General features: G+C 71.7%; 21 protein-coding genes and 2 pseudogenes. 12 read left to right on the forward strand and 11 right to left on the reverse strand.

Annotated elements, in window-relative coordinates:
- The coding region (locus ACFVYA_RS23510) for a LysR family transcriptional regulator (RefSeq protein WP_387047897.1) at positions 1–894 on the reverse strand (894 nt) is incomplete at its 3' end.
- Positions 895–954: 60 nt separating this feature from the next.
- Between ACFVYA_RS23510 and ACFVYA_RS23515 the strand changes: the two genes are divergently transcribed.
- The gene (locus tag ACFVYA_RS23515; RefSeq protein WP_285989180.1) at positions 955–1,287 is read left to right on the forward strand and encodes an ester cyclase; all 333 of its coding nucleotides are present in this window, start codon (positions 955–957) and stop codon (positions 1,285–1,287) included.
- On the opposite strand, the gene ACFVYA_RS23520 is transcribed toward ACFVYA_RS23515, so the two are convergent.
- From ACFVYA_RS23520 to ACFVYA_RS23530, 3 genes are all read right to left on the reverse strand, one after another.
- Entirely contained in the window at positions 1,277–1,753 is a 477-nt protein-coding gene (locus ACFVYA_RS23520; RefSeq protein WP_387047899.1) for a GNAT family N-acetyltransferase, read from the reverse strand. The two genes, ACFVYA_RS23515 and ACFVYA_RS23520, sit on opposite strands and share 11 nt — an antisense overlap.
- 83 nt (positions 1,754–1,836) lie before the next feature.
- Positions 1,837–2,835 carry a Gfo/Idh/MocA family oxidoreductase gene (locus ACFVYA_RS23525; RefSeq protein WP_387047901.1) on the reverse strand — a complete coding sequence of 333 codons (999 nt, stop codon included), beginning with the start codon at positions 2,833–2,835 and terminating at the stop codon, positions 1,837–1,839.
- Positions 2,836–2,916: 81 nt separating this feature from the next.
- Complete coding sequence (locus ACFVYA_RS23530; protein WP_387047903.1) at positions 2,917–3,954, reverse strand: LacI family DNA-binding transcriptional regulator; 1,038 nt, start codon at positions 3,952–3,954, stop codon at positions 2,917–2,919.
- A 111-nt stretch (positions 3,955–4,065) separates the two neighbouring features.
- Here ACFVYA_RS23530 and ACFVYA_RS23535 point away from each other — a divergent pair, with 111 nt between their 5' ends.
- The 8 genes from ACFVYA_RS23535 to iolD all read left to right on the forward strand — a co-directional run bounded on the left by ACFVYA_RS23535 (position 4,066) and on the right by iolD (position 11,637).
- The gene (locus ACFVYA_RS23535) at positions 4,066–4,944 is read left to right on the forward strand and encodes a TIM barrel protein (RefSeq protein ID WP_387047905.1); all 879 of its coding nucleotides are present in this window, start codon (positions 4,066–4,068) and stop codon (positions 4,942–4,944) included.
- A gap of 24 nt (positions 4,945–4,968) precedes the next feature.
- Entirely contained in the window at positions 4,969–5,967 is a 999-nt protein-coding gene (locus tag ACFVYA_RS23540; RefSeq protein WP_387047907.1) for a sugar ABC transporter substrate-binding protein, read from the forward strand.
- Between the two features lie 167 nt (positions 5,968–6,134).
- Positions 6,135–7,076, forward strand: coding sequence for an ABC transporter permease (locus ACFVYA_RS23545; protein ID WP_387048008.1), 942 nt, complete (start codon positions 6,135–6,137; stop codon positions 7,074–7,076).
- Positions 7,073–7,852, forward strand: coding sequence for an ATP-binding cassette domain-containing protein (locus ACFVYA_RS23550; RefSeq protein WP_387047909.1), 780 nt, complete (start codon positions 7,073–7,075; stop codon positions 7,850–7,852). The genes ACFVYA_RS23545 and ACFVYA_RS23550 overlap by 4 nt, the downstream gene beginning before the upstream one ends.
- Positions 7,849–8,778 (forward strand): 5-dehydro-2-deoxygluconokinase, encoded by a 930-nt coding sequence (gene iolC, locus ACFVYA_RS23555; RefSeq protein WP_387047911.1) that lies wholly within the window; start codon positions 7,849–7,851, stop codon positions 8,776–8,778. Before ACFVYA_RS23550 ends, iolC begins: the two co-directional genes overlap by 4 nt.
- Positions 8,778–8,918: a hypothetical protein gene (locus tag ACFVYA_RS23560; protein ID WP_387047913.1), complete on the forward strand. Its 141-nt coding sequence runs from the start codon at positions 8,778–8,780 to the stop codon at positions 8,916–8,918. Before iolC ends, ACFVYA_RS23560 begins: the two co-directional genes overlap by 1 nt.
- A complete protein-coding gene (gene iolB / locus ACFVYA_RS23565; RefSeq protein WP_387047915.1) occupies positions 8,915–9,805 on the forward strand; it encodes a 5-deoxy-glucuronate isomerase in 891 nt (296 codons plus the stop codon). Before ACFVYA_RS23560 ends, iolB begins: the two co-directional genes overlap by 4 nt.
- On the forward strand, positions 9,802–11,637 hold the full coding sequence (gene iolD, locus ACFVYA_RS23570) for a 3D-(3,5/4)-trihydroxycyclohexane-1,2-dione acylhydrolase (decyclizing) (protein ID WP_387047916.1): 1,836 nt from the start codon (positions 9,802–9,804) through the stop codon (positions 11,635–11,637). Before iolB ends, iolD begins: the two co-directional genes overlap by 4 nt.
- On the opposite strand, the gene ACFVYA_RS23575 is transcribed toward iolD, so the two are convergent.
- Entirely contained in the window at positions 11,622–12,554 is a 933-nt protein-coding gene (locus tag ACFVYA_RS23575) for an Lrp/AsnC family transcriptional regulator (protein ID WP_387047918.1), read from the reverse strand. The two genes, iolD and ACFVYA_RS23575, sit on opposite strands and share 16 nt — an antisense overlap.
- 85 nt (positions 12,555–12,639) lie before the next feature.
- On the opposite strand from ACFVYA_RS23575, the gene ACFVYA_RS23580 reads away from it, so the two are divergent.
- Both ACFVYA_RS23580 and ACFVYA_RS23585 read left to right on the forward strand, forming a co-directional pair.
- Complete coding sequence (locus tag ACFVYA_RS23580; protein ID WP_387047920.1) at positions 12,640–13,320, forward strand: VOC family protein; 681 nt, start codon at positions 12,640–12,642, stop codon at positions 13,318–13,320.
- The gene (locus tag ACFVYA_RS23585; protein WP_387047922.1) at positions 13,317–13,766 is read left to right on the forward strand and encodes a hypothetical protein; all 450 of its coding nucleotides are present in this window, start codon (positions 13,317–13,319) and stop codon (positions 13,764–13,766) included. The genes ACFVYA_RS23580 and ACFVYA_RS23585 overlap by 4 nt, the downstream gene beginning before the upstream one ends.
- Here ACFVYA_RS23585 and ACFVYA_RS23590 read toward each other — a convergent pair.
- The 5 genes and pseudogenes from ACFVYA_RS23590 to ACFVYA_RS23610 form a co-directional block, all read right to left on the reverse strand.
- Positions 13,756–14,700: a hypothetical protein gene (locus ACFVYA_RS23590; protein WP_387047924.1), complete on the reverse strand. Its 945-nt coding sequence runs from the start codon at positions 14,698–14,700 to the stop codon at positions 13,756–13,758. The two genes, ACFVYA_RS23585 and ACFVYA_RS23590, sit on opposite strands and share 11 nt — an antisense overlap.
- Positions 14,697–15,929 (reverse strand): MFS transporter, encoded by a 1,233-nt coding sequence (locus tag ACFVYA_RS23595; RefSeq protein WP_387047926.1) that lies wholly within the window; start codon positions 15,927–15,929, stop codon positions 14,697–14,699. The genes ACFVYA_RS23590 and ACFVYA_RS23595 overlap by 4 nt, the downstream gene beginning before the upstream one ends.
- Positions 15,930–15,937: 8 nt before the next feature.
- Positions 15,938–17,494, reverse strand: a complete 1,557-nt coding sequence (locus tag ACFVYA_RS23600) for a discoidin domain-containing protein (RefSeq protein WP_387048010.1) — start codon at positions 17,492–17,494, stop codon at positions 15,938–15,940.
- 272 nt (positions 17,495–17,766) lie between these two features.
- Complete coding sequence (locus ACFVYA_RS23605) at positions 17,767–18,102, reverse strand: hypothetical protein (protein WP_387047927.1); 336 nt, start codon at positions 18,100–18,102, stop codon at positions 17,767–17,769.
- Between the two features lie 105 nt (positions 18,103–18,207).
- Positions 18,208–18,315, reverse strand: a pseudogene (locus ACFVYA_RS23610) (TetR family transcriptional regulator); the annotation flags it as partial.
- A gap of 3 nt (positions 18,316–18,318) precedes the next feature.
- Between ACFVYA_RS23610 and ACFVYA_RS23615 the strand changes: the two are divergent.
- Positions 18,319–19,182, forward strand: a pseudogene (locus tag ACFVYA_RS23615) (aldo/keto reductase).
- Positions 19,183–19,326: 144 nt separating this feature from the next.
- On the opposite strand, the gene ACFVYA_RS23620 reads toward ACFVYA_RS23615, so the two are convergent.
- Positions 19,327–20,394, reverse strand: coding sequence for an NAD(P)-binding domain-containing protein (locus ACFVYA_RS23620; protein ID WP_387047929.1), 1,068 nt, complete (start codon positions 20,392–20,394; stop codon positions 19,327–19,329).
- Positions 20,395–20,461 lie beyond the last annotated feature (67 nt).

A 20,461-nucleotide genomic window follows, 5' to 3' on the forward strand; every position in this document is an offset into this window, starting at 1 on the left:
TGCCCCTTTGTTTGTTGTTGTCCCCCCGGGTGCTGCTGCTCTCCTGTGTTTGGGGGGGCGGGGGGCCGCCCGCCCGCCGCCGCCCCCCCGCGGCGATCGGGACGTCGACGGCCAGGCCACTTGCAGCCGCGCTTCGCTGAGCCCGTCCAGCTCGCGGTAGGCGATGCCTTCGCGGGGGTAGCGGCGGGCCACCGATCGCGGCAGGAACGTCACCGCACGGCCGAGTTCGACCAGCCGCAGCGCCTCGGCGAGGTCCTTCGCCGCCCGCCCGGCGGTGGCGGGCGGCGGATCGGTCAGCCGGGCGAGGGTCCCGGGGTCGCGGGCGCGGTAGTAGGCGTCGAGGCGCTCGTCGACGCCGGGCCACGTGACGGCCGGGAGGGCGAGGACTGCCGCCAGCGTCGTCGCTTCCCGGCCACGCGGCTGAGCGGCGACGCGCGGTTCGGCGTGGACCTGCTCGACGTCGAGCCCGGTGCGGTCGAAGGGCGCGGCCACGAGCGCGACGTCACCGCGACCGTCGCGGAGCATGCCTGCGGCCTCGTCGCCCGTGGTCGCGAAGAGCAACTGGACGGGTTCGCCGAGTCCTTCGAGGATCCCGGGCAGAAGGCCGGCGTCACCGTCCGGTTTGGACACGACGACCAGCGACCCGGCCCGCCGGGCCCGTCGCCGCGCGGCTCGGGCGGCGTCGACGGCGGTACGAGCGTCGGGCAGCATCGCCTCACCTTCGGGGGTCAGGGCGACGCGGCGGGTGGTGCGTGCGAAGAGCGTCACGCCGAGCGCGCGTTCGAGCCCGCCGACGGCCCGCGAGAGCGTCGGCTGGCTGACCCCCAGCCGGTCGGCGGCGCGGCCGAAGTGCAGCTCCTCGGCGACCGCGACGAAAGCCTCGAACCCATTCATACGCCTTCAGCATAAATGGCGTATTTCCGTTCGGGCCAGGACGCTGGTTGCCTGGGCGCCATGACCACCATCGATGTCATCCGCCGCTACCTGGACGCCTTCAACCGCGGCGACCTCGACGCGTTCGACGAGCTGATCGACCCCGAGTACGTCAACCACAGCCCGAGCCTGCCGGACCTGCCACGCGGGCCGGCGGGGCTGAAGCCCATCGTGGAGGACCTGCGGCGGCAGGCGCCGGACCTGCGCTTCGAGGAGATCCACCTGCTGGCGGACGGGGACTTCGTGGCCGCGCACCTGCTGGTCCACGGCTTCGGCCCGGAACCGGCGCGGCAGATGCAGATCGAGCGGCTGCGCAACGGCCGGATCGTGGAGCACTGGCGGGTCACGGCCTGAGCGGGAGGACGGCGGCGACCTCGTCCCCCTCGGTGGTGAGGTTGGCGCCGATCCCGCCCAGCAGTGCCCGCGCGCCGCGGTTGTCGGCGGTCGTGGAGGCGATGAAGCTCGCCGCGCCGGTCGCGCGGGCCTCGGCCAGCAGCAACGCCGTCACCTGCTTGCCGATCCCCCGGCCGCGGGCGGCCCTGCTCAGCCAGATGCCCGCCTCGACTGCCTCGCCGTGGCGCTCCAGGCGGGCCGCGCCGACCGCGGTTCCGTCGACGTCGATCACCCAGGTGCGTTCCACCGCCGTCGCCGGGTTCAGCGAGCGGGCGCGGTGGAACGCCAGGAACGCGGCGCGGCGCACGGAAGTCCAGCCCGGTGGCCCCTCGACCGGGGGCATCACTTCCCGAGGATCGGCTCCGGCCTCGGCAGCTTCGAGAAGCCGCGCCAAGGCGGCCTCGTCCAGCGGCGTCAGGCGGGTCACGCTCGCAGTTTCGCGTCGATCCGCGTGCGGCGCGAGCGCATTTCGCCGAAGGCCCTCCGCCCCGCGACCGGCGTGGGTTCCGGCTACCGGCGGACCTCCGCCAGCTTCACCGGACGCCGTTCCCTCCTCGACACCTCGCAGGCCTCGGCGATGTAGAACGCCTCCAACGCGTCCGCCGCCCCACAGGGCGAAGGTGCCCGGCCCGCGACGACGTCCAGGAACGCTCGCAGTTCTGTCGTGTACGCCGGGCGGAAGCGCTCCATGAAGCCCGGGTACGCCGGGCCCGGCAGCGGGGCCACCCCCGGCTCCACCGACCGCAGCGGGGCCCGGTCGTCCAGGCCGACCACCACGCCCGACACCGAACCCAGCACGTCGAGGCGCACGTCGTACCCCGCGCCGTTGTAGCGGGTCAGCGACACCGTCGCCAGCGTGCCGTCGTCCAGGGTCAGCGTCGCCGCCGCCGTGTCGACGTCGCCCGCGTCGCGGAAGAACTGCTCGCCGCGGTTCGCGCCGATCGCGTACACCTCGTCGACCTCGCGGCCGCTCACCCAGCGGATGATGTCGAAGTCGTGCACGCCGCAGTCGCGGAACAAGCCGCCCGAGTGGGCCACGTACTCCGCCGGCGGGGGCGCCGGGTCGAACGTCGTCGCGCGCAAGGTGTGCAGCCGGCCCAGCTCGCCGGACGCGACCGCCGCCCGGGCCGCCGCGTAGCCCGCGTCGAAGCGGCGCTGGAAGCCGATCTGGACCGCGACGTCCGAGGCGCCGATGCGGTCGATCACCGCCAGGGTGCCCGGGATGTCCGCGGCCACCGGCTTCTCGCAGAACACCGGGAGGCCCGCGTCGACCGCCGCGATGATCAGGCCGGGGTGCGCGTCCGTGGCCGCCGTGACGACCAATCCGTCGAGACCCGCGGCGAACAGCTCGTCGAGGGACACCGATTCGACGCCGAGCTTCGCGGCGGCGGAAGCGGCACGCGCGGTGTCGACATCGGCCACGACGACCGATTCGACCTCCTCGAAGCCCTTCAGCGTCTCCGCGTGCGCGGTACCGATCCGGCCGGTGCCCGCCAATCCCAACCTCATCGTGGTGCTCCTCCTGTCGCAGACTGTGCTGATGGTTTCCGATCCGGCCACAGCCACGGCCGAATGACTTCGCAGCAACGATTACGTGCCGCTCGGAGGTCGGCCTGCTTTGGGCCGGATCAGAAACTCGGCGGTGGTCGCCCGGACCACCAAGGACGGGTGCAGCAGGTGCCGGACCGGCTCCGTGCGCTCCCCGCGGACGCGCTCGATCAGCGCTTCGAAGGCCAGCCGCCCCATCTCGGTGCGTGGCTGGTCCACTGTGGTCAGTGAGAGGTGCCGCAGCGCGGCCAAGGACGTGTTGTCGTAGCCGACGACCGAGACGTCCTCGGGCACCCGCAGCCCGGCTTCCTCCAGCGCCGAGATCGCCCCGACGGCGTTGAAGTCGTTGCCCGCCACCAGCCCGGTCGGCAGGTCGAGCCGCGAGTACGTCGCCAGCAGTTCGCGCACCGCCTTCTCGCCGCCGGTGTCGGTGTGCTCGCTGCGGACGACGATCGGCTCCAGCCCGTGCCGCCGCATCGCCGACTGGAACCCGCGGCGCCGCTGGGCCGCCCCGGCCGCACCCCCGCCGTCCAGGTGGGCGATGCGCCGGTGCCCGAGGCGGACGAGGTGGTCGACGGCTAGCGCGGACCCGGCCTCGCCGTCGTCGTTCACCGTGTCCACCGTGGCCGAGCGGATCGTCCGCGAGACCAGCACGACCGGGCACTGCTTGGCCGCGATCCGGATCGACGCCGCCGGAACGACCGGCGAAAGCAGGATGATCCCCGCCGGGCGGAAGGAAAGCAGGTTGTGCAGGGCGTTCCACTCGCGGGTGGGACTGCGGCCGCCCGTGTTGAGGATCAGGTCGAAGCCCGCGGCCTGTGCGGCGGCGTCGAGCCCCTCGACGACGTCGGCGAAGAAGGCGTTGCGCAGGTCGTTGACCATCACGCCGAGCACGGTGGACGTCCGGCTGGCCAGGGACCGCGCCATCACGTGCGGCTGGTAGCCGAGTTCTTCGGCCGCGCGCAGCACCGCCGCGCGCCGCGCGTCGGACACCTTGGGTGAATTCCGCATCACCAGGGAGACCAGTGCGCGGGAAACTCCGGCCCGTTCCGCGACGTCCTCCATGGTCGGACGCGCCATGCGCACCTCCCCTGATCTCGGAAAACTCAGCCTTGACTTGCTGTGACGGACGCTACAAGATTAGAGCGCTCTAATCAATAGAGCGCTCCAACGGACCGACGGAGGCCCCCTGTGACAGCGACGATCCGCGTGGCCGCCGCCCCGATCTCCTGGGGCGTCTGCGAAGTCCCGGGCTGGGGCCGGGTGCTGGACGCGGCGACCGTGCTCGGCGAGATGGCGGCGCTCGGTGTCCAGGCCACCGAGCTGGGCCCGCCCGGGTACCTCCCGCGCGACCCCGCCGAGCTGCGGGAGCTGCTGGCCGGCTACGACCTGACACTCGTCGGCGGCTTCCTCGCGGTCGTCCTCCACGAAAACCAGGAGAATGCTCTCAAGGAAGCGGAAGAATCCGCCGCGCTCTTCGCCGCCTGCGGGGGTGACGTCCTCGTCCTCGCCGCCGCGACCGGCCTCGACGGCTACGACGACCGCCCGCGGCTCACCGACACCGAATGGGCGACCCTCGTCGACACTGCGGGCAAGATCCGGGACATCGCGGCGGCCCACGGCCTGCGCACGGTGCTGCACCCGCACGTCGGGACGCACGTGGAGCAGCAGGCCGAGGTCGAGCGCTTCCTCGCCGACTCCGAGCTCGGGTTGTGCCTCGACACCGGGCACCTGATGATCGGCGGGACGGATCCGGTGGAGCTGGCGAAGCGGTATCCCGAACGGGTGGGGCACGTGCATCTCAAGGACGTCCGGGAAGACCTGGCGGCCGAGGTCCGCGCGGGCCGGCTCGCCTACACCGACGCGGTCGGGCGGGGCATGTACACCCCGCTCGGCGAGGGCGACGTGGACGTGGCCGCCATGGTGCGCTCCGTCCAGGCCGCCGGCTACGACGGCTGGTACGTCCTCGAACAGGACACCGCCCTCGGTGACGCGAGCCCCGACGACGTACCCCGGCGGGACACCGAGCGCAGCCTGGCCCACCTCGCGAAGATCACCGACTCCCTCTAGAAACCTGGTCCCAAAGGAGTGACTGTGTTTTCCTTCAAGAAGCTGGCCGGCGTGGCGGCGATCGCCGCCGCCGGGCTGGTCCTCTCCGCCTGCAGCGGCCCGACGGCCGACAACTCGAACACCAGTGCCAGCGGCAGCCCGTCGGCCGCGGCGCCCGGCACGGGTGGCCCGCTGAAGGTCGCCGTGGTCACCCACGGCAGCGCCGGCGACGCCTTCTGGAACGTCGTGAAGAACGGCGCCGAGCAGGCGGCCAAGGACCTCAACGTCGGTGTCGACTACTTCTCCGACGGCGACCCCGGCAACCAGGCCCGGCTGATCGACAACGCGGTCGCGCAGAAGGTCGGCGGCCTGGTCGTCTCGATGGCCAACCCGCAGGCGCTGCAGACGTCGATCCAGAACGCGGTGAAGGCCGGCATCCCGGTCGTCACCATCAACTCCGGCGAGGACTTCAGCGCCCAGTTCGGCGCGATCGCGCACGTCGGGCAGAGCGAAGGCCTCGCGGGCCAGGGCGCCGGCCAGCGGCTCAAGGCGGCCGGCAAGACCAAGCTGCTGTGCGTCATCCACGAGGCCGGCAACATCGGCCAGAACCAGCGCTGCGACGGCGCGAAGCAGTCCTTCGGCAACGTCACGACGCTGCAGGTCGACATCTCCAACCCGACCGACGCGCAGGCCCGGATCCGCGGCGCACTGCAGTCCGACCCGTCGATCGACGCCGTGCTGGCGCTGAACTCGCAGGTCGCGGCCCGCGCCGTCGCCGCGGCGAAGGAAGCGAGCTCCAAGGCCCAGGTGGCCACCTTCGACCTGAACGCCGACGTCGTCGCGGCCATCAAGGACGGCAGCATCCTCTTCGCCGTCGACCAGCAGCAGTACGAGCAGGGTTACCTGCCGATCGTGTTCCTGAAGCTGTACAAGGAGAACGGCAACACCATCGGCGGCGGCAAGCCGGTCCAGACCGGCCCGGGCTTCGTCGACAAGACCAACATCGACACGATCGCCCCGTACGCGCAGCGCGGCACGCGATGACCGCAGCGTCTTCTGGGGCCGAGCCCCAGACCCCGGCCGGGGGCCAAGCCCCCCTGGACCCCCCAACGGCCGGTGGGATCCAGGCCCAACCCGACGAGCGCGTCGCCAAGAAGAGCCTGACCGACCGATTGGTGGTCCGGCCCGAGATCGGCGCGCTCCTCGGCGCGGTGCTGGTGTTCGTCTTCTTCTCCGTCGTCACCGGCCAGTTCCTCAGCCCGCTGGGCGTGGCGACCTGGCTCGACGACTCCTCGACCCTGGGCATCATGGCCGTCGTGGTCGCGCTGCTCATGGTCGGCGGCGAGTTCGACCTGTCCGCGGGGGTGATGACCGCGTCGACGTCGCTGGTCACGGCGATCCTGGCGACGCAGGCGGGCTGGAACGTCTGGCTCGCGCTGGCCGCGTCACTGGTCTTCGCGCTCGGTGTCGGCGCGTTCAACGGGTGGCTGGTGATGAAGACCGGGCTGCCCAGCTTCATCGTCACGTTGGGGTCGTTCCTGGCCCTGCAGGGGCTCAACCTCGGCGTGACGCGGCTGGTCACCAACACCGTCCAGGTGTCGGGCATGCGCTCGACCAGCGGCTACGAGTCGGCGGGCGGGCTGTTCGCGTCCACGTTCGACATCGGCGGCACGGAGTTCCAGTCCTCGATCGTCTGGTGGATCGTCGTCACGGCGATCGCCGCGTGGCTGCTGGTGCGGACCCGGTTCGGCAACTGGATCTTCGCGGTCGGCGGGTCGCAGGTGTCGGCCCGCTCGGTCGGGGTGCCGGTGGTGCGCACGAAGATCCTGCTGTTCATGGGCACCGCGCTCGGCGCGTGGCTGGTCGGCTCGATCAACATCCTGCGCTTCGCCAGCGTGCAGGCGAACCAGGGCATCGGGCTGGAGTTCCAGTACATCATCGCCGCGGTGATCGGCGGCTGCCTGCTCACCGGCGGGTTCGGCTCGGCGGTGGGCGCGGCGATCGGCGCGCTGATCTTCGGCATGGCGCGCCAGGGCATCGTGTTCGCGCAGTGGAACAGCGACTGGTTCATGCTGTTCCTCGGCGTCATGCTGCTGGCCGCGGTCCTGGTCAACAACGCCTTCCGGCGCCGCGCGGAGAGGGTACGCCGATGAGCTTGCTGGAAGTGAAGGACATCGGGAAGACCTACGGCAGCGTGATCGCGCTGCGCGATGTGTCCACTGTGGTCAACGCGGGCGAGGTGACCTGCGTGCTCGGCGACAACGGCGCGGGGAAGTCGACGCTGATCAAGATCCTGGCCGGGGTGCACCAGCACGACCGGGGCGAATTCCTCGTCGAGGGCGAGCCCGTGCGGTTCTCGTCGCCGCGAGAGGCACTCGATCGCGGCATCGCGACCGTCTACCAGGACCTCGCCGTGGTGCCGCTGATGAGCGTCTGGCGGAACTTCTTCCTCGGCTCCGAGCCGACGACCGGGTTCGGCCCGTTCAAGATGCTGGACCGGAAGAAGGGCCGCGAGACGACGAAGAAGGCGTTGTCCGACATGGGCATCGACCTGCGGGACGTCGAGCAGCCGGTGGGGACGCTCTCGGGCGGTGAGCGCCAGTGCGTCGCGATTGCGCGGGCGGTGTACTTCGGCGCGAAGGTGCTGATCCTGGACGAGCCGACGGCCGCGTTGGGCGTCAAGCAGGCCGGAGTCGTGCTGAAGTACGTCGCCCAGGCCCGTGACCGCGGGCTCGGCGTCGTGCTGATCACGCACAACCCGCACCACGCCTACCCCGTCGCCGACCGGTTCCTGCTGCTCAAGCGCGGTGCCGCGCTCGGGCACTACGAGAAGTCCGAGATCGACATCGGCGAGCTCACCCGGCAGATGGCGGGCGGAGCCGAGCTGGAAGCCCTCGAACACGAGCTGCGGCAGGTGGAGAAGGCGTGAGTCTCGAAGCGCTGACGATCGGCCGGGTGGGCGTCGACCTCTACCCCGAGCAGAGCGGCGTGCCCCTGGCCGAGGTCAGCACGTTCGCCAAGTCGCTCGGCGGGACCGCGACCAACGTCGCGGTCGCCGCCGCGCGGCTCGGCCGGCGCACGGCGGTGCTCACCAAGGTCGGCCCGGACGGCTTCGGCGACTACGTCCGGCAGGCACTGGAAGGCTTCGGCGTGTCTTCGGCGCACGTCGGTACGTCGCCACACCTCCAGACGCCGGTGGTGTTCTGCGAGCTGAACCCGCCCGCGGACCCGCCGCTGCTGTTCTACCGCTCCCCCATCGCGCCCGACCTCACGCTCACCGACGACGACGTGCCGTGGGACGTCGTCGAGTCGGTGCCGCTGCTGTGGGTGACCGGCACCGGCGTCTCCGCGGAACCGGCGCGGGCGACCCAGCGGAAGATCCTCGAAGCCCGGGGCCGCCGGGAACACACCGTCCTGGACCTGGACTACCGGCCGATGTTCTGGCCTGACGTCGCCGGCGCGCGAACCGAGATCGGCGGGATGCTCGACCACGTCACGGTCGCGGTCGGGAACCGCGCCGAGGTGGAGGTCGCCGTCGGCACCGCGGACCCGGACACCGCCGCGGACCGGATGCTGGACCGGGGGCTGCGCCTGGCGGTGATCAAGAAGGGCGCCGAAGGAGTCCTCGTGGCGACTCCGGACGGCCGCTGGACCGTGTCGCCGCAGCGGGTCGAGGTCGTCTGCGGGCTCGGCGCGGGCGACGGCTTCGGCGGGGCGCTGATCCACGGGCTCCTGTCGGGCTGGGACCCGGTGCGGATCGCGGAGTACGCGAACGCGGCGGGCGCGCTCGTCGCGTCCCGGCTGGCCTGCGCCGACGCCATGCCGACCGCCGGGGAGATCGAGGAGCTGCTGTGATGCTCTCCGACGAGCGCCGGACGGAGCTCCTGCACACCCGCGCCACGAACCCGGGCGCGGTCGTGGGCCACACCCAGCTCGGCGGAAACGCCAGGGCTGCTGTCGAAGCCGCCGCAAAGACACTGGAGGCCGCGAAGTGAGCAAGCTGCACCGTCCACTCGGGACACTGTCCGACGACGCCGACCCGGTCCGGCTGACCCCGGACACCGCGGGGTGGCGGTACTCCGGGCTGCGGGTGCTCTCGCTGGCCCCCGGCGAAGTGCGGATCCTGCACACCGGCGAGTTCGAGGCCTTCGTGCTGCCGCTTTCCGGTTCCGCGACCGTCCGGGTGGACGGCGAGGCCTTCGAGCTGGCCGGGCGGTCTTCGGTCTTCACCCGGGTGACGGACTTCGCGTACGTACCCCGGGAGGCCGAAGTCGAGTTGTCGACAAAGGACGGTCTCGAGGTCGCGCTGCCGATGGCGCGCTGCACCCGCCGTCTCTCACCTGCGTACGGTCCCGCGGAGAACGTCCCGGTCGAGGTGCGTGGCGCCGGACAGGCGACGCGGCAGGTGACCAACTTCGGCGTGCCCGGGGTGTGGGACCACGCCGACAAGCTCAACGCCTGCGAGCTGATCACGCCGGGCGGCAACTGGTCGTCGTACCCGCCGCACAAGCACGACGAAGCGACCGAGTGCGAGGTCGTCAACGAGGAGATCTACTACTTCCGCATCGCCGGCCGCGACGGCGTCACGCCGTCCCGCGAAGGCTTCGGCCTGCACCGGACGTACACCGCCGACGGCGAGCTGGACGAGGACGTCGCCGTGCGCGACCACGACGTCTTCCTCATCCCCCGCGGCTACCACGGGCCGTGCGTGGCCGCGCCGGGCTACCCGATGTACTACCTGAACGTCCTGGCCGGGCCGGCCGAGGAGCGGTCCATGGCGTTCTGCGACGACCCGGCGCACGGCTGGGTCCGCGACACGTGGGCGGCGCAGGATCTCGACCCACGGTGTCCGGTCACGAGTCACGAAGGGCGTGTGCAGTGAAGCTGACGACGGCTCAGGCGCTGGTCCGCTGGATCCTCGCCCAGCGCTCGGAAACCCTGGACGGACGCGAGGTTCCGCTGTTCCCGGGGGTGTTCGCGATCTTCGGGCACGGCAACGTCCTCGGCCTCGGCACCGCGCTGGAGGAACACCGCGGGGACATCCCGGTCTGGCGCGGGCACACCGAGCAGGGCATGGCGCTCGCCGCGGTCGGGTACGCGAAGGCCACGCACCGGCGGCAGGTCGGCGTCGTGACGTCGTCGATCGGGCCGGGCGCGCTGAACATGGTGACCGCGGCCGGCGTCGCGCACGCGAACCGGCTGCCGGTGCTGCTGCTGCCGGGCGACACGTTCACCAACCGGGCGCCGGATCCGGTGCTGCAGCAGATCGAGCCGTTCGGCGACGCGACCGCGACGGTGAACGACGCCTTCCGCGCGGTCTCGCGCTACTTCGACCGGATCAGCAGGCCCGAGCAGCTGATTTCGACGTTGCCGCAGGTCGCCCGGGTGCTGACGGACCCCGCCGACGCCGGGCCGGTGACGCTGGCGCTGCCGCAGGACGTCCAGGCCGAGACGTACGACTTCCCGGACGCGCTGTTCGAGCCGGTGACGCACCGCCCGCAGCGCCCGCGCCCGGACCGGCGCTCGGTCACCGAGGCGGCCGGGGTGCTGCGTGCCGCCCGCCGCCCGCTGATGGTGCTCGGCGGGGGCGTCCGGTACTCCGGTGCCGGGCAGCGCGCGCTCGAGTTCGCCGAGCGGCACGGGATCCCGCTCGTGGAGACAACGGCGGGCCGGACGCTGGTGCCGCACGGGCATCCGCTGCACGCGGGTCCGCTGGGCATCACCGGCTCGACGTCGGCGAACGTCGTCGCGGCGGCCGCGGACGTCGTGCTTGCGGTCGGGACGCGGCTGCAGGACTTCACGACGGCGTCCTGGACGGTCTTCTCCCCCGACGTCCGGCTGGTGTCGCTCAACGCGGCCCGGTTCGACGCGGTCAAGCACGGCGCGCTGTCGGTGGTCGGGGACGCGGACGCGGGCCTGACGGACCTCGCCGTCCAGCTGGAAAGCTGGCGGGTGGACCCGGCGTGGACGTCCCGGGCCGCGGCCGAACGGGCTTCGTGGGACGCGCACATCGATGCACTCCGTTCCGCAGCCGCGGAGCTCCCGTCGTACGCGCAGGTCGTCGGCGTGGTCAACGACCTGTCGGCGGCCGACGACTACGTCATGACGGCGTCCGGCGGGCTACCGGGCGAGCTCATCGGCGGCTGGCGTGGGTCCGGCTCGGTCTCGATGGACGTCGAGTACGGGTTTTCCTGCATGGGCTACGAGCTGTCCGGAGCGTGGGGCGCGGCGATCGCCCACCCCGGCCTGGTGACGACGCTGCTGGGTGACGGCTCGTACCTGATGCTGAATTCGGAGCTGTTCTCGGCCGCGTTCGCCGGTCACCCGTTCGTCGCCGTCGTCTGCGACAACGACGGGTACGCGGTGATCGCGCGGCTGCAGGAGGGTCAGGGCGGGAAGCCGTTCAACAACTTCTACGCCGACTGCACGACTTCGCACGTTTCGCCGCCGCGGGTCGACTTCGCGCGCCATGCGGAGTCGCTGGGGTGCGTGGTGTTCACCGCGTCCGATGTGGACTCCCTGCGTTCTGCCTACGCTTCGGCCCGCGAATCGGCCGTCTCGGAGCAGCGGCCGGCGGTCGTCGTGGTGAAGACGCAGCCGTCGGCGTGGACCGAAGCCGGTGCCTGGTGGGAGGTCGGCGTGCCCGAGCACTTGGCCGGCCGGGAGGGCTTCGAGCGCGGGAAGGGCGCCCAGCTGCGTTACCTGGAGTCCTGAGCGGGCGCGAACCGCTTGGTGTACGAGCCGACGGTCGCCGTCTCGATGCCCTGGACGCCCGGGAGGGCGCCGACGCGGTCGGTGAGGTAGCCGTACAGGTCGTCCGCGTCCCGGCAGACCAGCACGGCGAGGAGGTTGTGGCTGCCCGTGGTCGCGGCGACGTGCGCGGTCCGGGCGTCCGCGGCCAGCTCGTCGGCGACCTTCGCGAGGTGCTTCGGCGCGACGGAAAGCCACAGCAGGCCCTGGGTCCGGTAGCCGTACAGCGCGGGGTCGACCTCGACGTGGAACCGCAGGTGACCGGCGCGGCGCAGCTCGTCGAGGCGGCGGCGCACCGCGGACTCGGACCAGCCGACGCGCCCGGCGAGGTCGGCGTACGGCGCCCGGCCGTCGGCGGCGAGGGCGGGCAGCAGGCGCCGGTCGAGGTCGGCCGGCTCCAGTTCGGACCGTCCGGGGCCCGGCTCCCGCAGTGCGGCGATCTGCTCCGCCGTGAGCGCCGAAGTCCGGCCCGGCCACCAGCCGTCCATGAGCGACCGCAGGAGCTGCTGCGCGCGGACGTCGGTGACGTGCGGGTGCCGGCTCAGCTCGCCCAGCGCACCGGACGTGCGGAGCAGGCACGCGATCTCGGTGTCCCCGGACAGGAGTGTCACCCACGCGGTGTCGGTGCGCTCGGCCAGGGCCCGGGCGAGCGCGGCGGCGCCGTGCGGGCGGACGCGCAGCCGGACGAGCCACTCGGCGGGTCCCCGGGACACCGCGCTGACCCGCACGGCCCCGGCTTCGCGGAGCCGGGTGAAGCGGCGGACGACGGTGCGGTCGGAGACGGCGAGGACTTCGGCGATCCGGCTGAACGGCACCCTCGCGTCCAGCTGGAGGGCGTGCAGGAGCCGCCGGTCCAGGTCGTCGAGGCTGACGGATTCCACCCGGCCAGGATAGGAGCGTGCCGGATTCCGGCGTCGCGCCGTCCGCCACGGGCTCCGGCCCGGGCCGCCGGGCCAGGCTCGGCCCATGACCATCACCGGCTTTCACCACATGGGTGTCGTGACCCGCGACCTCGACGGCCTCGCCGCCCGGTACGCCGCGCTCGGGTTCACGGTGAGCCCGCGCTCGCGGCACCTGCTCAGCGCTTCCCCCGGGTCGCCGCCGATGCCGAGCTGCACCGCCAACCAGTGCGTCTACCTCGGCAACGCCTACATCGAGCTGCTGGGCATCGTCGACGACACCGCGCCGGCCCCCTGGCACGCCCGCGAAATGGGCACCGGCTTCCGGATCCTCAACTTCGAGACGCCCGATGCCGCGTCCCTGTCCGTGCCGGGCATCCCGGCTTCCGGCGTCCTGGATCTGGAGCGGAACGTCGAGGGCGGGCGGACGCTGCGGGCACGGGCGGTGCACCTCGATCCGCGCTCGACGCCGGAGGGGTACATCGGCGTCGCCCAGCACCTCACGCGGGAGTACACGCGGGGTGGCGAGCACCCGAACGGTGCCCGGTCCCTGGCCGCGGTCCGGATCTCGGCGACGGACGCCGACTTCGACGCCATCGTGGACCGCTACGCGCGGCTGCTCGGCGCGGCGGCCGCATCGGTGTTCACGGTGGGCGACGCCCGGTTGGAGATCGTCCGCGGCCCGGTCACGCGACTCGAGTCGATGACCGTCGTGGGCGACGGCCTCAGCCTGGACATCACGTCATGATCCTCGGCGTTCTCGTGGTGGCGAGCCTGCTGTTCCGGCTGCGGTTCCCTTCGTGGCGAGTGGCCGCCGCGCACGGGCTCGCGGTGATGCTCGTGGTGACGGCGTCCGCGCACTTCGTGCCGAGCGGGCTCGGGTTCATGCCCGGCCACGACGACCTCGTGGCCATGGTGCCGCCGTTCGTGCCGTTCCCCTCGGCGGTCGTGTCCGCCACCGGTGTGCTGGAGCTGCTCGGCGCGCTCGGGCTCGTCCTCGAACGGACGCGGGTGGCCGCCGGGTGGTGCCTGGCCGCGCTGTTCGCCTGCTTGCTCCCGGCCAACGTCCACGCCGCGGACGTGCCGCTCTGGTTCCGGATCCCGGAGCAGCTGGTCTGTTTCGCGGTCGCCGTGGCGGCCGCGCGGTCCCGGGCCCGCGGCCGCAGCGTGAAGCCGGTGGACCTCACCCCGTGACCGCCGGCGACGCTGCCCCGCCGACCAGCCGCCGCGGCGCGCCGGAGCCGTCCGCCGGAACCGCCCAGACCGCGTTGTCGAGCCCGTACAGGATCGTCCGGTCGTCCTGCCAAAGGGCTTGGTCGTCGACGCTGCGGGTCTCGGCGAGCTCGGTCTCCCGCATGCTCGCGAGGTCCAGGACGGCCAGCCGCCAGGCGCCGTCGCCGACCTTCTTCTTGAACGCGATCCGCTGGCCGTCCGGGGACAGCGAGGGGCATTCGACGTTCTCGCGCAGGGTCTTCCCGCGGTAGCGCCGGTAGTCGGCTTCGACGAGGTACGTCTTGCCCTTGCTGCCGAGGGTGGCGTAGAAGCGGTTGCCGTCGGCGGCGAAGGTGATGCCCCAGTAGTTGACGTCGGCCGCGAAGTACCGCTCGTCGCCGATGAACACCGGGAGCTCCTCGATCGTCTTGACCAGCCGTCCGGTGTCGGCCTCGTAGAGCCCGGCGCGGGTCGAGAAGCCGGTCTGCGCATAGGAATCGCCGGTGACGAACAGCGTCCAGTCGACGCGCTTGCCGTCGGGTGAGACACGCGCGCGGCTCGGGGTGCCGGGCACTGTTTCGGTGTGGCGGACGGCGAGGTGGTCGTCGAGGACGAGGACGTCCGTGATCGCCGGGAGGGTGCCGGGCCGGACCGCCAGGCACACCGCCGTCTGGCCCGCCACCGCGAACCGGTCGCACTTCAGGTCGCTGAGCTGAGGTTTCGCCGTGGTTTCGCCGAGCGGGACGGCGCCGACGCGGCCGGTGGCGGTGTCGCGGAACAGCAGCTGCCCGGGCGCGAGGGTCAACGCGGCGGCGGGTTCGGCGGCCGCGGTGCCGTGCCGCGCGCTGACCGTGTACGTGACGGCCGCGGCGACCAGGAGGGCCGTGCCGGTGAGGGCGAGGACGAGTTTCTTCACGGGCGCACCGGTTTCGCGAGGGCGGCGGCGATGGCGACAGCGGCCAGGCAGGCCGCGGCGACGAGCACCGCGGGCCGCAGATCCCACAGCGTCCACGCCAGTCCGAAGAGGACGGAGGAGAGCATCCGGGCCACGGCCTGGCCCGTCTGCACGACGGCCAGCCCGGTGGCGCGCAGGCCGGCCGGGATGAGCGGGCCGGCGGCGGCCATCAGGACGCCGTCGGTGGCCGCGTAGAACACCCCGTGCAGGCCGAGCGCGACCACGGCGAGCCACAGCCCCGCCTGCGGGCCGCAGAGCAGCACCAGGGCCAGGCACAGTGCCGCGTGCCCGCCGAGGAACACCGGCCAGCGGCCGGCGCGGTCGGCGAGCTTGCCGAGCGGCACGGCCAGCAGCAGGTAGACCCCGGCGGTACCCAGCGGCAGCAGCGGGAAGTACGTCGCCGCGATCTCCCAGCGCCGCTGCAGGACGAGGTAGACGAACGAGTCGCCGACCGTCACCAGTCCCAGCAGGGCCGCCCAGAGCGCGACGCGCCGGAAGTCCTGCTGCTTGAGGAGACCGAGCGCGGCTCTGGCGGACACCGCCGCGCGGTCGGCGCTGCCGGGCCGGTCGCGGACGAACAGGGCCAGCAGCAGCACGGCGACGGCCGCGATGCAGAAGCTGGTGACGAACACGCTCGGGTAGCTGCCGAGGCTCAGCGCGAGCACCGCCATCGCCACCAGCGGGCCGAGGAACGCGCCGACGGTGTCCATCGCCCGGTGCACCCCGAACGACCGGCCGAGGGCCGCCGGCTCGCTGCTGAGCGAGATCAGCGCGTCACGCGGGCCGGTGCGCAACCCCTTGCCGGTGCGGTCGGCGGCGAGGACCAGGCCGATGGCCGCGACCGACGAGCCGGCCGCGACCAGGCCGAGCTTGCACACCGCGGACAAGCCGTACCCGAACCCGGCGACGGCCTTGAGCCGCCGCCACCGGTCGGCGAGGTGCCCGCCGAGCACCCGCACGACCGCGGTGGCGCCCGCGTAGAGGCCGTCGAGCAGCCCGAACTGCAGCGGGTTCAGGCCGAGGCCGAGCACCAGGTAGAGCGGGAGGACGGCGGTGACCATCTCCGACGAGACGTCGGTGACCAGGCTGACCATCCCGAGCGCCACCACGTTGGCGGACACCCGCTTCAGCGCCGGCTTGCGGTCGGTCCCGGAAGCCAGGTCCGAGGTACGGCTTGCCGCGATGTACATGCCCGCGCCTACTGGTGGCAGGTGTAGGTCGGGCTGCTGTCGAGGACCTTGCCGTCGACGCCGATGAGCTGCGTCTGGAACGAGGTGTCCGTCATCGAGAGCTTCAGGACGCCGAAGGTCTTCAGCAGCTTGGCGGTCGTCGCGTGCGCCGGGCTCAGGTCGTACAGGTTGGCGCCTCCGCTGCCGCCGACGATCTCGACCGGACCGTTTGCGTCGGCCTTCCCGTCGGCGTTCTGCGGCACGAACCGCTCGTAGTCGTGGTCGTGGCCGTTGAGGACGAGGTCGACCTTGTTGGCCACCATCAGGTTCCACAGCTCGATGCTGTCCTTGTTGTCACCGTGGTCACCCGAGCTCCACCGCGGGTGGTGGTAGTAGGCGGCGACGCAGCTCTTCGTGTTGTCGGCGAGGTCCTGCTTCAGCCAGGTGATCTGGGGCGGCTCGGCGAACTCGTCGTGGGTCACGAAGTCGTTGGAGTCGAGGGCGATGAAGTGCCAGTTGCCCATTTCCCAGCTGTAGTAGCGCTTGCCCTGCGGCTTGGCGATGGCGCCGAAGTACTGGTCGTAGCCGGTGAACCCGCTGTAGGACTCGTGGTTGCCTGGGACCGGGTGGGTGATGTTCTTGAACTTGCCCCAGGTCTTGTCGTAGTAGTTCTTGAAGTCCGACAGGGTGGGCTCGTCGTACTGGTTGTCGCCCATGGTGATCACGGCCGCGGGGTTCATGTTCTCGACGAGCTTCGCGGTCTTGGGGTGGACGCAGCCGGAACTGCTCGCGGTGCATTGTTCGGCGATGTCGCCGGCCGCGGCGAGGACGAATCCCGCGCTTCCGGCCGCGGTCTTGATCGTGATCGGCGTGCTCGCGGGCGAGGCGTTCCCCGCGGCGTCGCGGGCGCGGACGGCGTAGGTGTAGCTCGTGGCCGGAGTGAGCCCGGTGTCGGTGTAGGACGTCGTCGCGCTGGTGGCGACGGCCGTGCCGTTGCGGAGGATGTCGTACCCGGTGACGCCGACGTTGTCGGTGGCGGCACCCCAGGTCAGGGGGACGCTCGTGGCGGTCGCCGTGCCCGCGGCGAGGCCGGCCGGGGTGGTCGGGGCCTGTGTGTCGCCGGAGGAGTCCGTGCTGCCGAAGACCTGCATCTCCCAGAAGGAGTAGCCGTAGCTGGTGCCGCGGGTGAGGCCGACGAAGCGCACGAAGCGGCCGCGGGCGGTCAGGCCGCCGAGGTCGTCGATCTTGCCGTCGCCGGTGTCGACCGTCGCGGCCGTGGTGAACGACGTGCCGTCGTCGGACACCTCGATGCGGTACTTCTTCGCGTAGGCGGCTTCCCAGTTGAGGACGACGCGGTGGATGCTCGCGGACTGGCCGAGGTCGATCCGCAGCCACTGCGGGTCGGCGCCTTCGGCGCTGGCCCAGCGGGTGGTGGTGCTGCCGTCGACGGCCTTGGCACCGGTGTACGACGAGCTTTCGATCGTCGAAGTGGCAACCGGCTTTCCCTGCGACAGCAGGACATCGGCGGCCTGGGTGGTGGCGGCCGCGGCGATCGCGGACGGCAACAGCACCACGGCGGCGATCACCGGGGTGAGTCGGGCTGAGGGACGTAGTCGGGTGGACGGCACGTCGCGCTCCTTACGGGCCTGGCGGTGGCTGGTGGGCTGCGGCGTCGGGTTGAACCGTTAGGAAAGTTTCCTAACAAATGGAACGACTCGGACTGTAACGAGACCGCGTTCCGGCTGACAAGACGTGTCTTGTCCTTGAATCGGTCAAGAGGGTGAGTTTTTCACGATTTCCGCTGCTCACCGGGGTGTGCCGATGAGCGGCACACTGCTCCGCGTCCCGGGACCGCTCTTCAGGCGGGAGGCGCTTGCAGTCCTGCGAAGACGGCAGCGATCAACCGCCGCCCCTGAGCCGCGCCGTCTTCGTTGTTCGCGACCCGCCACAGGAAACTCATGAGCATGATGATGTCGGCGGGGTCGTGCCCGGGCGCGATGGTGCCCTCGGCCACGCACGCGTCGACGAGCTTCTTGACCGCCGCGGTGGTCGGCGCCCACGAAGCGCTGATCAGCTCCTGGGCGGCCGCGCTGTGCAGCGCGTCCCCGAGGCCGTGCTTGATGCGGATGTAGGCCGACAGCGTCTCGAACCACTCGACGAAGGCGGCCTTCGCGGACGAGTGGCGGGCCAGCACCTCGTCGGCGGTGCTCGTCAGGCGTTCGATGTCGTGCTGGCAGGCCCCGAGGATCAGGTCTTCGCGGGTCGGGAAGTGGCGGTAGAGGGTGCCAACGCCGGCGCGCTTCGCGACCTCGCTCAGCGGAACCAGCGGGTTCTGCGCGAACAGCTCGTGCGCGGCCTCGATGATCGCGACCCGGTTGCGCGCGGCGGCCTTGCGCTGGGTGAGAATCCCATGCGTTACGTGAAGCTCGGCGCCACCGGCCTGGACGTCTCACCCGTCGCGATCGGCGCGATGAGCTACGGCGAGCCCGACCGCGGCCACCCCGTCTGGTCCCTCGGCGAGGAACAGGCCCGGCCACTGATCAAGCACGCGCTCGAGGCGGGCATCAACTTCTTCGACACCGCGAACATGTACTCGAACGGGCCCGAACGGGAAAGGGTTGTCCCGCAAAGCGATCATGACCGAGATCGACCACAGCCTCCGGCGGCTCGGCACCGACTACGTCGACCTCTACCAGATTCGTCGATGTTCGACTGGGAGTTCGCCAAGGCCCTGCACCTGCAGAAGCAGCACGGCTGGGCGCGGTTCGTGTCCATGCAGGACCACTACAACCTGCTGGCCCGCGAAGAAGAACGCGAAATGCTCCCCCTGTGCCTGGACGAGGGTGTGGGCACGACCATCTGGAGCCCCCTGGCCCGCGGCCGGCTGGGCCGCGCCTGGGACGACGCGAAGTCGACGGCGCGTTCCGGCACCGACGGGGCTTACGCGGACCTGCTGTATTCGCCCGCGGAAGAGGCATCGAACCGCGCGATCGTCGAGGCGGTCGGAAAGGTGGCGGCGGCCCACGGCGTGAGCCGCGCGGCCATCGCCCTGGCGTGGCTCCACCGGCAGCCGGTCGTCACGGCTCCGCTGGTCGGCGCCGGTTCGATTCAGCAGATCGACGACGCGATCGCGTCGCTGGACGTCGCATTGACCGACGAGGACGTACGCACTCTCACGGAGCCGTACACGCCGCGGTACGACTGGCAGGGCATCTCGGACGAGGCGACCATGGCGGCGATCCGGGCCCGCGTTCCGGGGATGGCCTTGACGTGACGCCGGCGTCCTTTCTGTTGTCCCACAACGGAAAGGTTCCCTTCCGGAAGACCACCCGATTCAGCGATGGTGTTCGCACAGATGTTCGGTAGCGTGGGTCTTATGGCTCCTACGACCCGCGCCTCCGCCTTCCGGCGAAGACCTTCACCGCTCCGAAGTCAGCAGTTTCCGGATCTCCGTCACGGCGGCCCGGCCAGCCCGGTTGGCCCCGACCGTGCTCGCCGACGGCCCGTACCCCACCAGGTGCAGGCGGGGTTCCAGCACGACCCGCGTGCCGTCCATCCGGATGCCGCCACCGGGTTCGCGGACGTGCAGCGGCGCGAGGTGGTCGATCGCCGCGCGGAAGCCGGTGGCCCAGAGGATCACGTCGGCGTCGAAGTGCGAGCCGTCCGCCCAGGCGACGCCGCCGGGCGTGATGCGCTCGAACATCGGCCGCCGGTCGAGGATCCCGGCGGCGCGGGCGGCCCGCACCTCCGGCGTCACGGCCAGGTCGGTCACGCTGACGACGCTTTCGGGCGGCAGGCCCGCGCGCACCCGCTCGTCGACCCGCGCGACGGCGTTGCGTCCCCAGTTCTCGCTGAAGGGCTCGTCCCGCCACACGGGCGGCCGACGGGTGACCCATGCCGTGGCGCGGGCGAGCGGAGCGAATTCCATGAGCAGCTGGACGGCGGACGACCCACCGCCGACCACGACCACCCGCCGGCCGCGGAAGTCCTCGGGTCCGGTGTAGTCGGCGGTGTGCAGCTGGCGCCCGGCGAAGGTTTCCTGGCCGGGATAGCGCGGCCAAAAGGGACGGTCCCAGGTCCCGGTGGCACTGATGACGGCTCGTGCGGCCCAGGACTCGGCGGGGCTCGAGACGACCAGCCGCTCCCCTGCCCGCGTCACGGACTGGACGTCGACGGGCCGGAGCACGGGGAGATCGTAAACGCTTTCGAAGCGCGCGAAGTATTCGGAGACGACCTCGGAGGCGGGCCGCGTGACGTCCGGAGTGCCGAAGGCCATGCCGGGAAGGTCGTGGATGCCGTGCACCTTCCCGAGGACGAGCGACGGCCACCGGTACTGCCAGGCACCCCCGGCCCGCTTCCCGTGGTCGAGCACCACGAACCCGGTCCGGTTGGCGAACCCGGCCCGCCGCAGGTGGTAGGCAGCGGACAACCCGGCTTGCCCGGCCCCGATGACCACCACGTCCGTCTCGTGATCAGCGCCGCTCATGAAAGGTGCAACACCTCGCGCGAAGAGGTATTTCGCGTGCTGAATCACAGCGGCGGCCCGGCTGGAG

This window comes from Amycolatopsis sp. NPDC058278, from assembly GCF_042881395.1.
Taxonomy (GTDB): domain Bacteria; phylum Actinomycetota; class Actinomycetes; order Mycobacteriales; family Pseudonocardiaceae; genus Amycolatopsis.

What these genes read in the sequence shown, in the direction of transcription:
- ACFVYA_RS23515 (WP_285989180.1), top strand. Translation starts at nt 955, where the DNA reads ATGACCACCATCGATGTCATCCGCCGCTACCTGGACGCCTTCAACCGC.
- ACFVYA_RS23525 (WP_387047901.1), bottom strand. Translation starts at nt 2,835, where the DNA reads ATGAGGTTGGGATTGGCGGGCACCGGCCGGATCGGTACCGCGCACGCG.
- ACFVYA_RS23530 (WP_387047903.1), bottom strand. Translation starts at nt 3,954, where the DNA reads ATGGCGCGTCCGACCATGGAGGACGTCGCGGAACGGGCCGGAGTTTCC.
- ACFVYA_RS23550 (WP_387047909.1), top strand. Translation starts at nt 7,073, where the DNA reads ATGAGCTTGCTGGAAGTGAAGGACATCGGGAAGACCTACGGCAGCGTG.
- ACFVYA_RS23560 (WP_387047913.1), top strand. Translation starts at nt 8,778, where the DNA reads ATGCTCTCCGACGAGCGCCGGACGGAGCTCCTGCACACCCGCGCCACG.
- ACFVYA_RS23580 (WP_387047920.1), top strand. Translation starts at nt 12,640, where the DNA reads ATGACCATCACCGGCTTTCACCACATGGGTGTCGTGACCCGCGACCTC.
- ACFVYA_RS23585 (WP_387047922.1), top strand. Translation starts at nt 13,317, where the DNA reads ATGATCCTCGGCGTTCTCGTGGTGGCGAGCCTGCTGTTCCGGCTGCGG.
- ACFVYA_RS23595 (WP_387047926.1), bottom strand. Translation starts at nt 15,929, where the DNA reads ATGTACATCGCGGCAAGCCGTACCTCGGACCTGGCTTCCGGGACCGAC.
- ACFVYA_RS23620 (WP_387047929.1), bottom strand. Translation starts at nt 20,394, where the DNA reads ATGAGCGGCGCTGATCACGAGACGGACGTGGTGGTCATCGGGGCCGGG.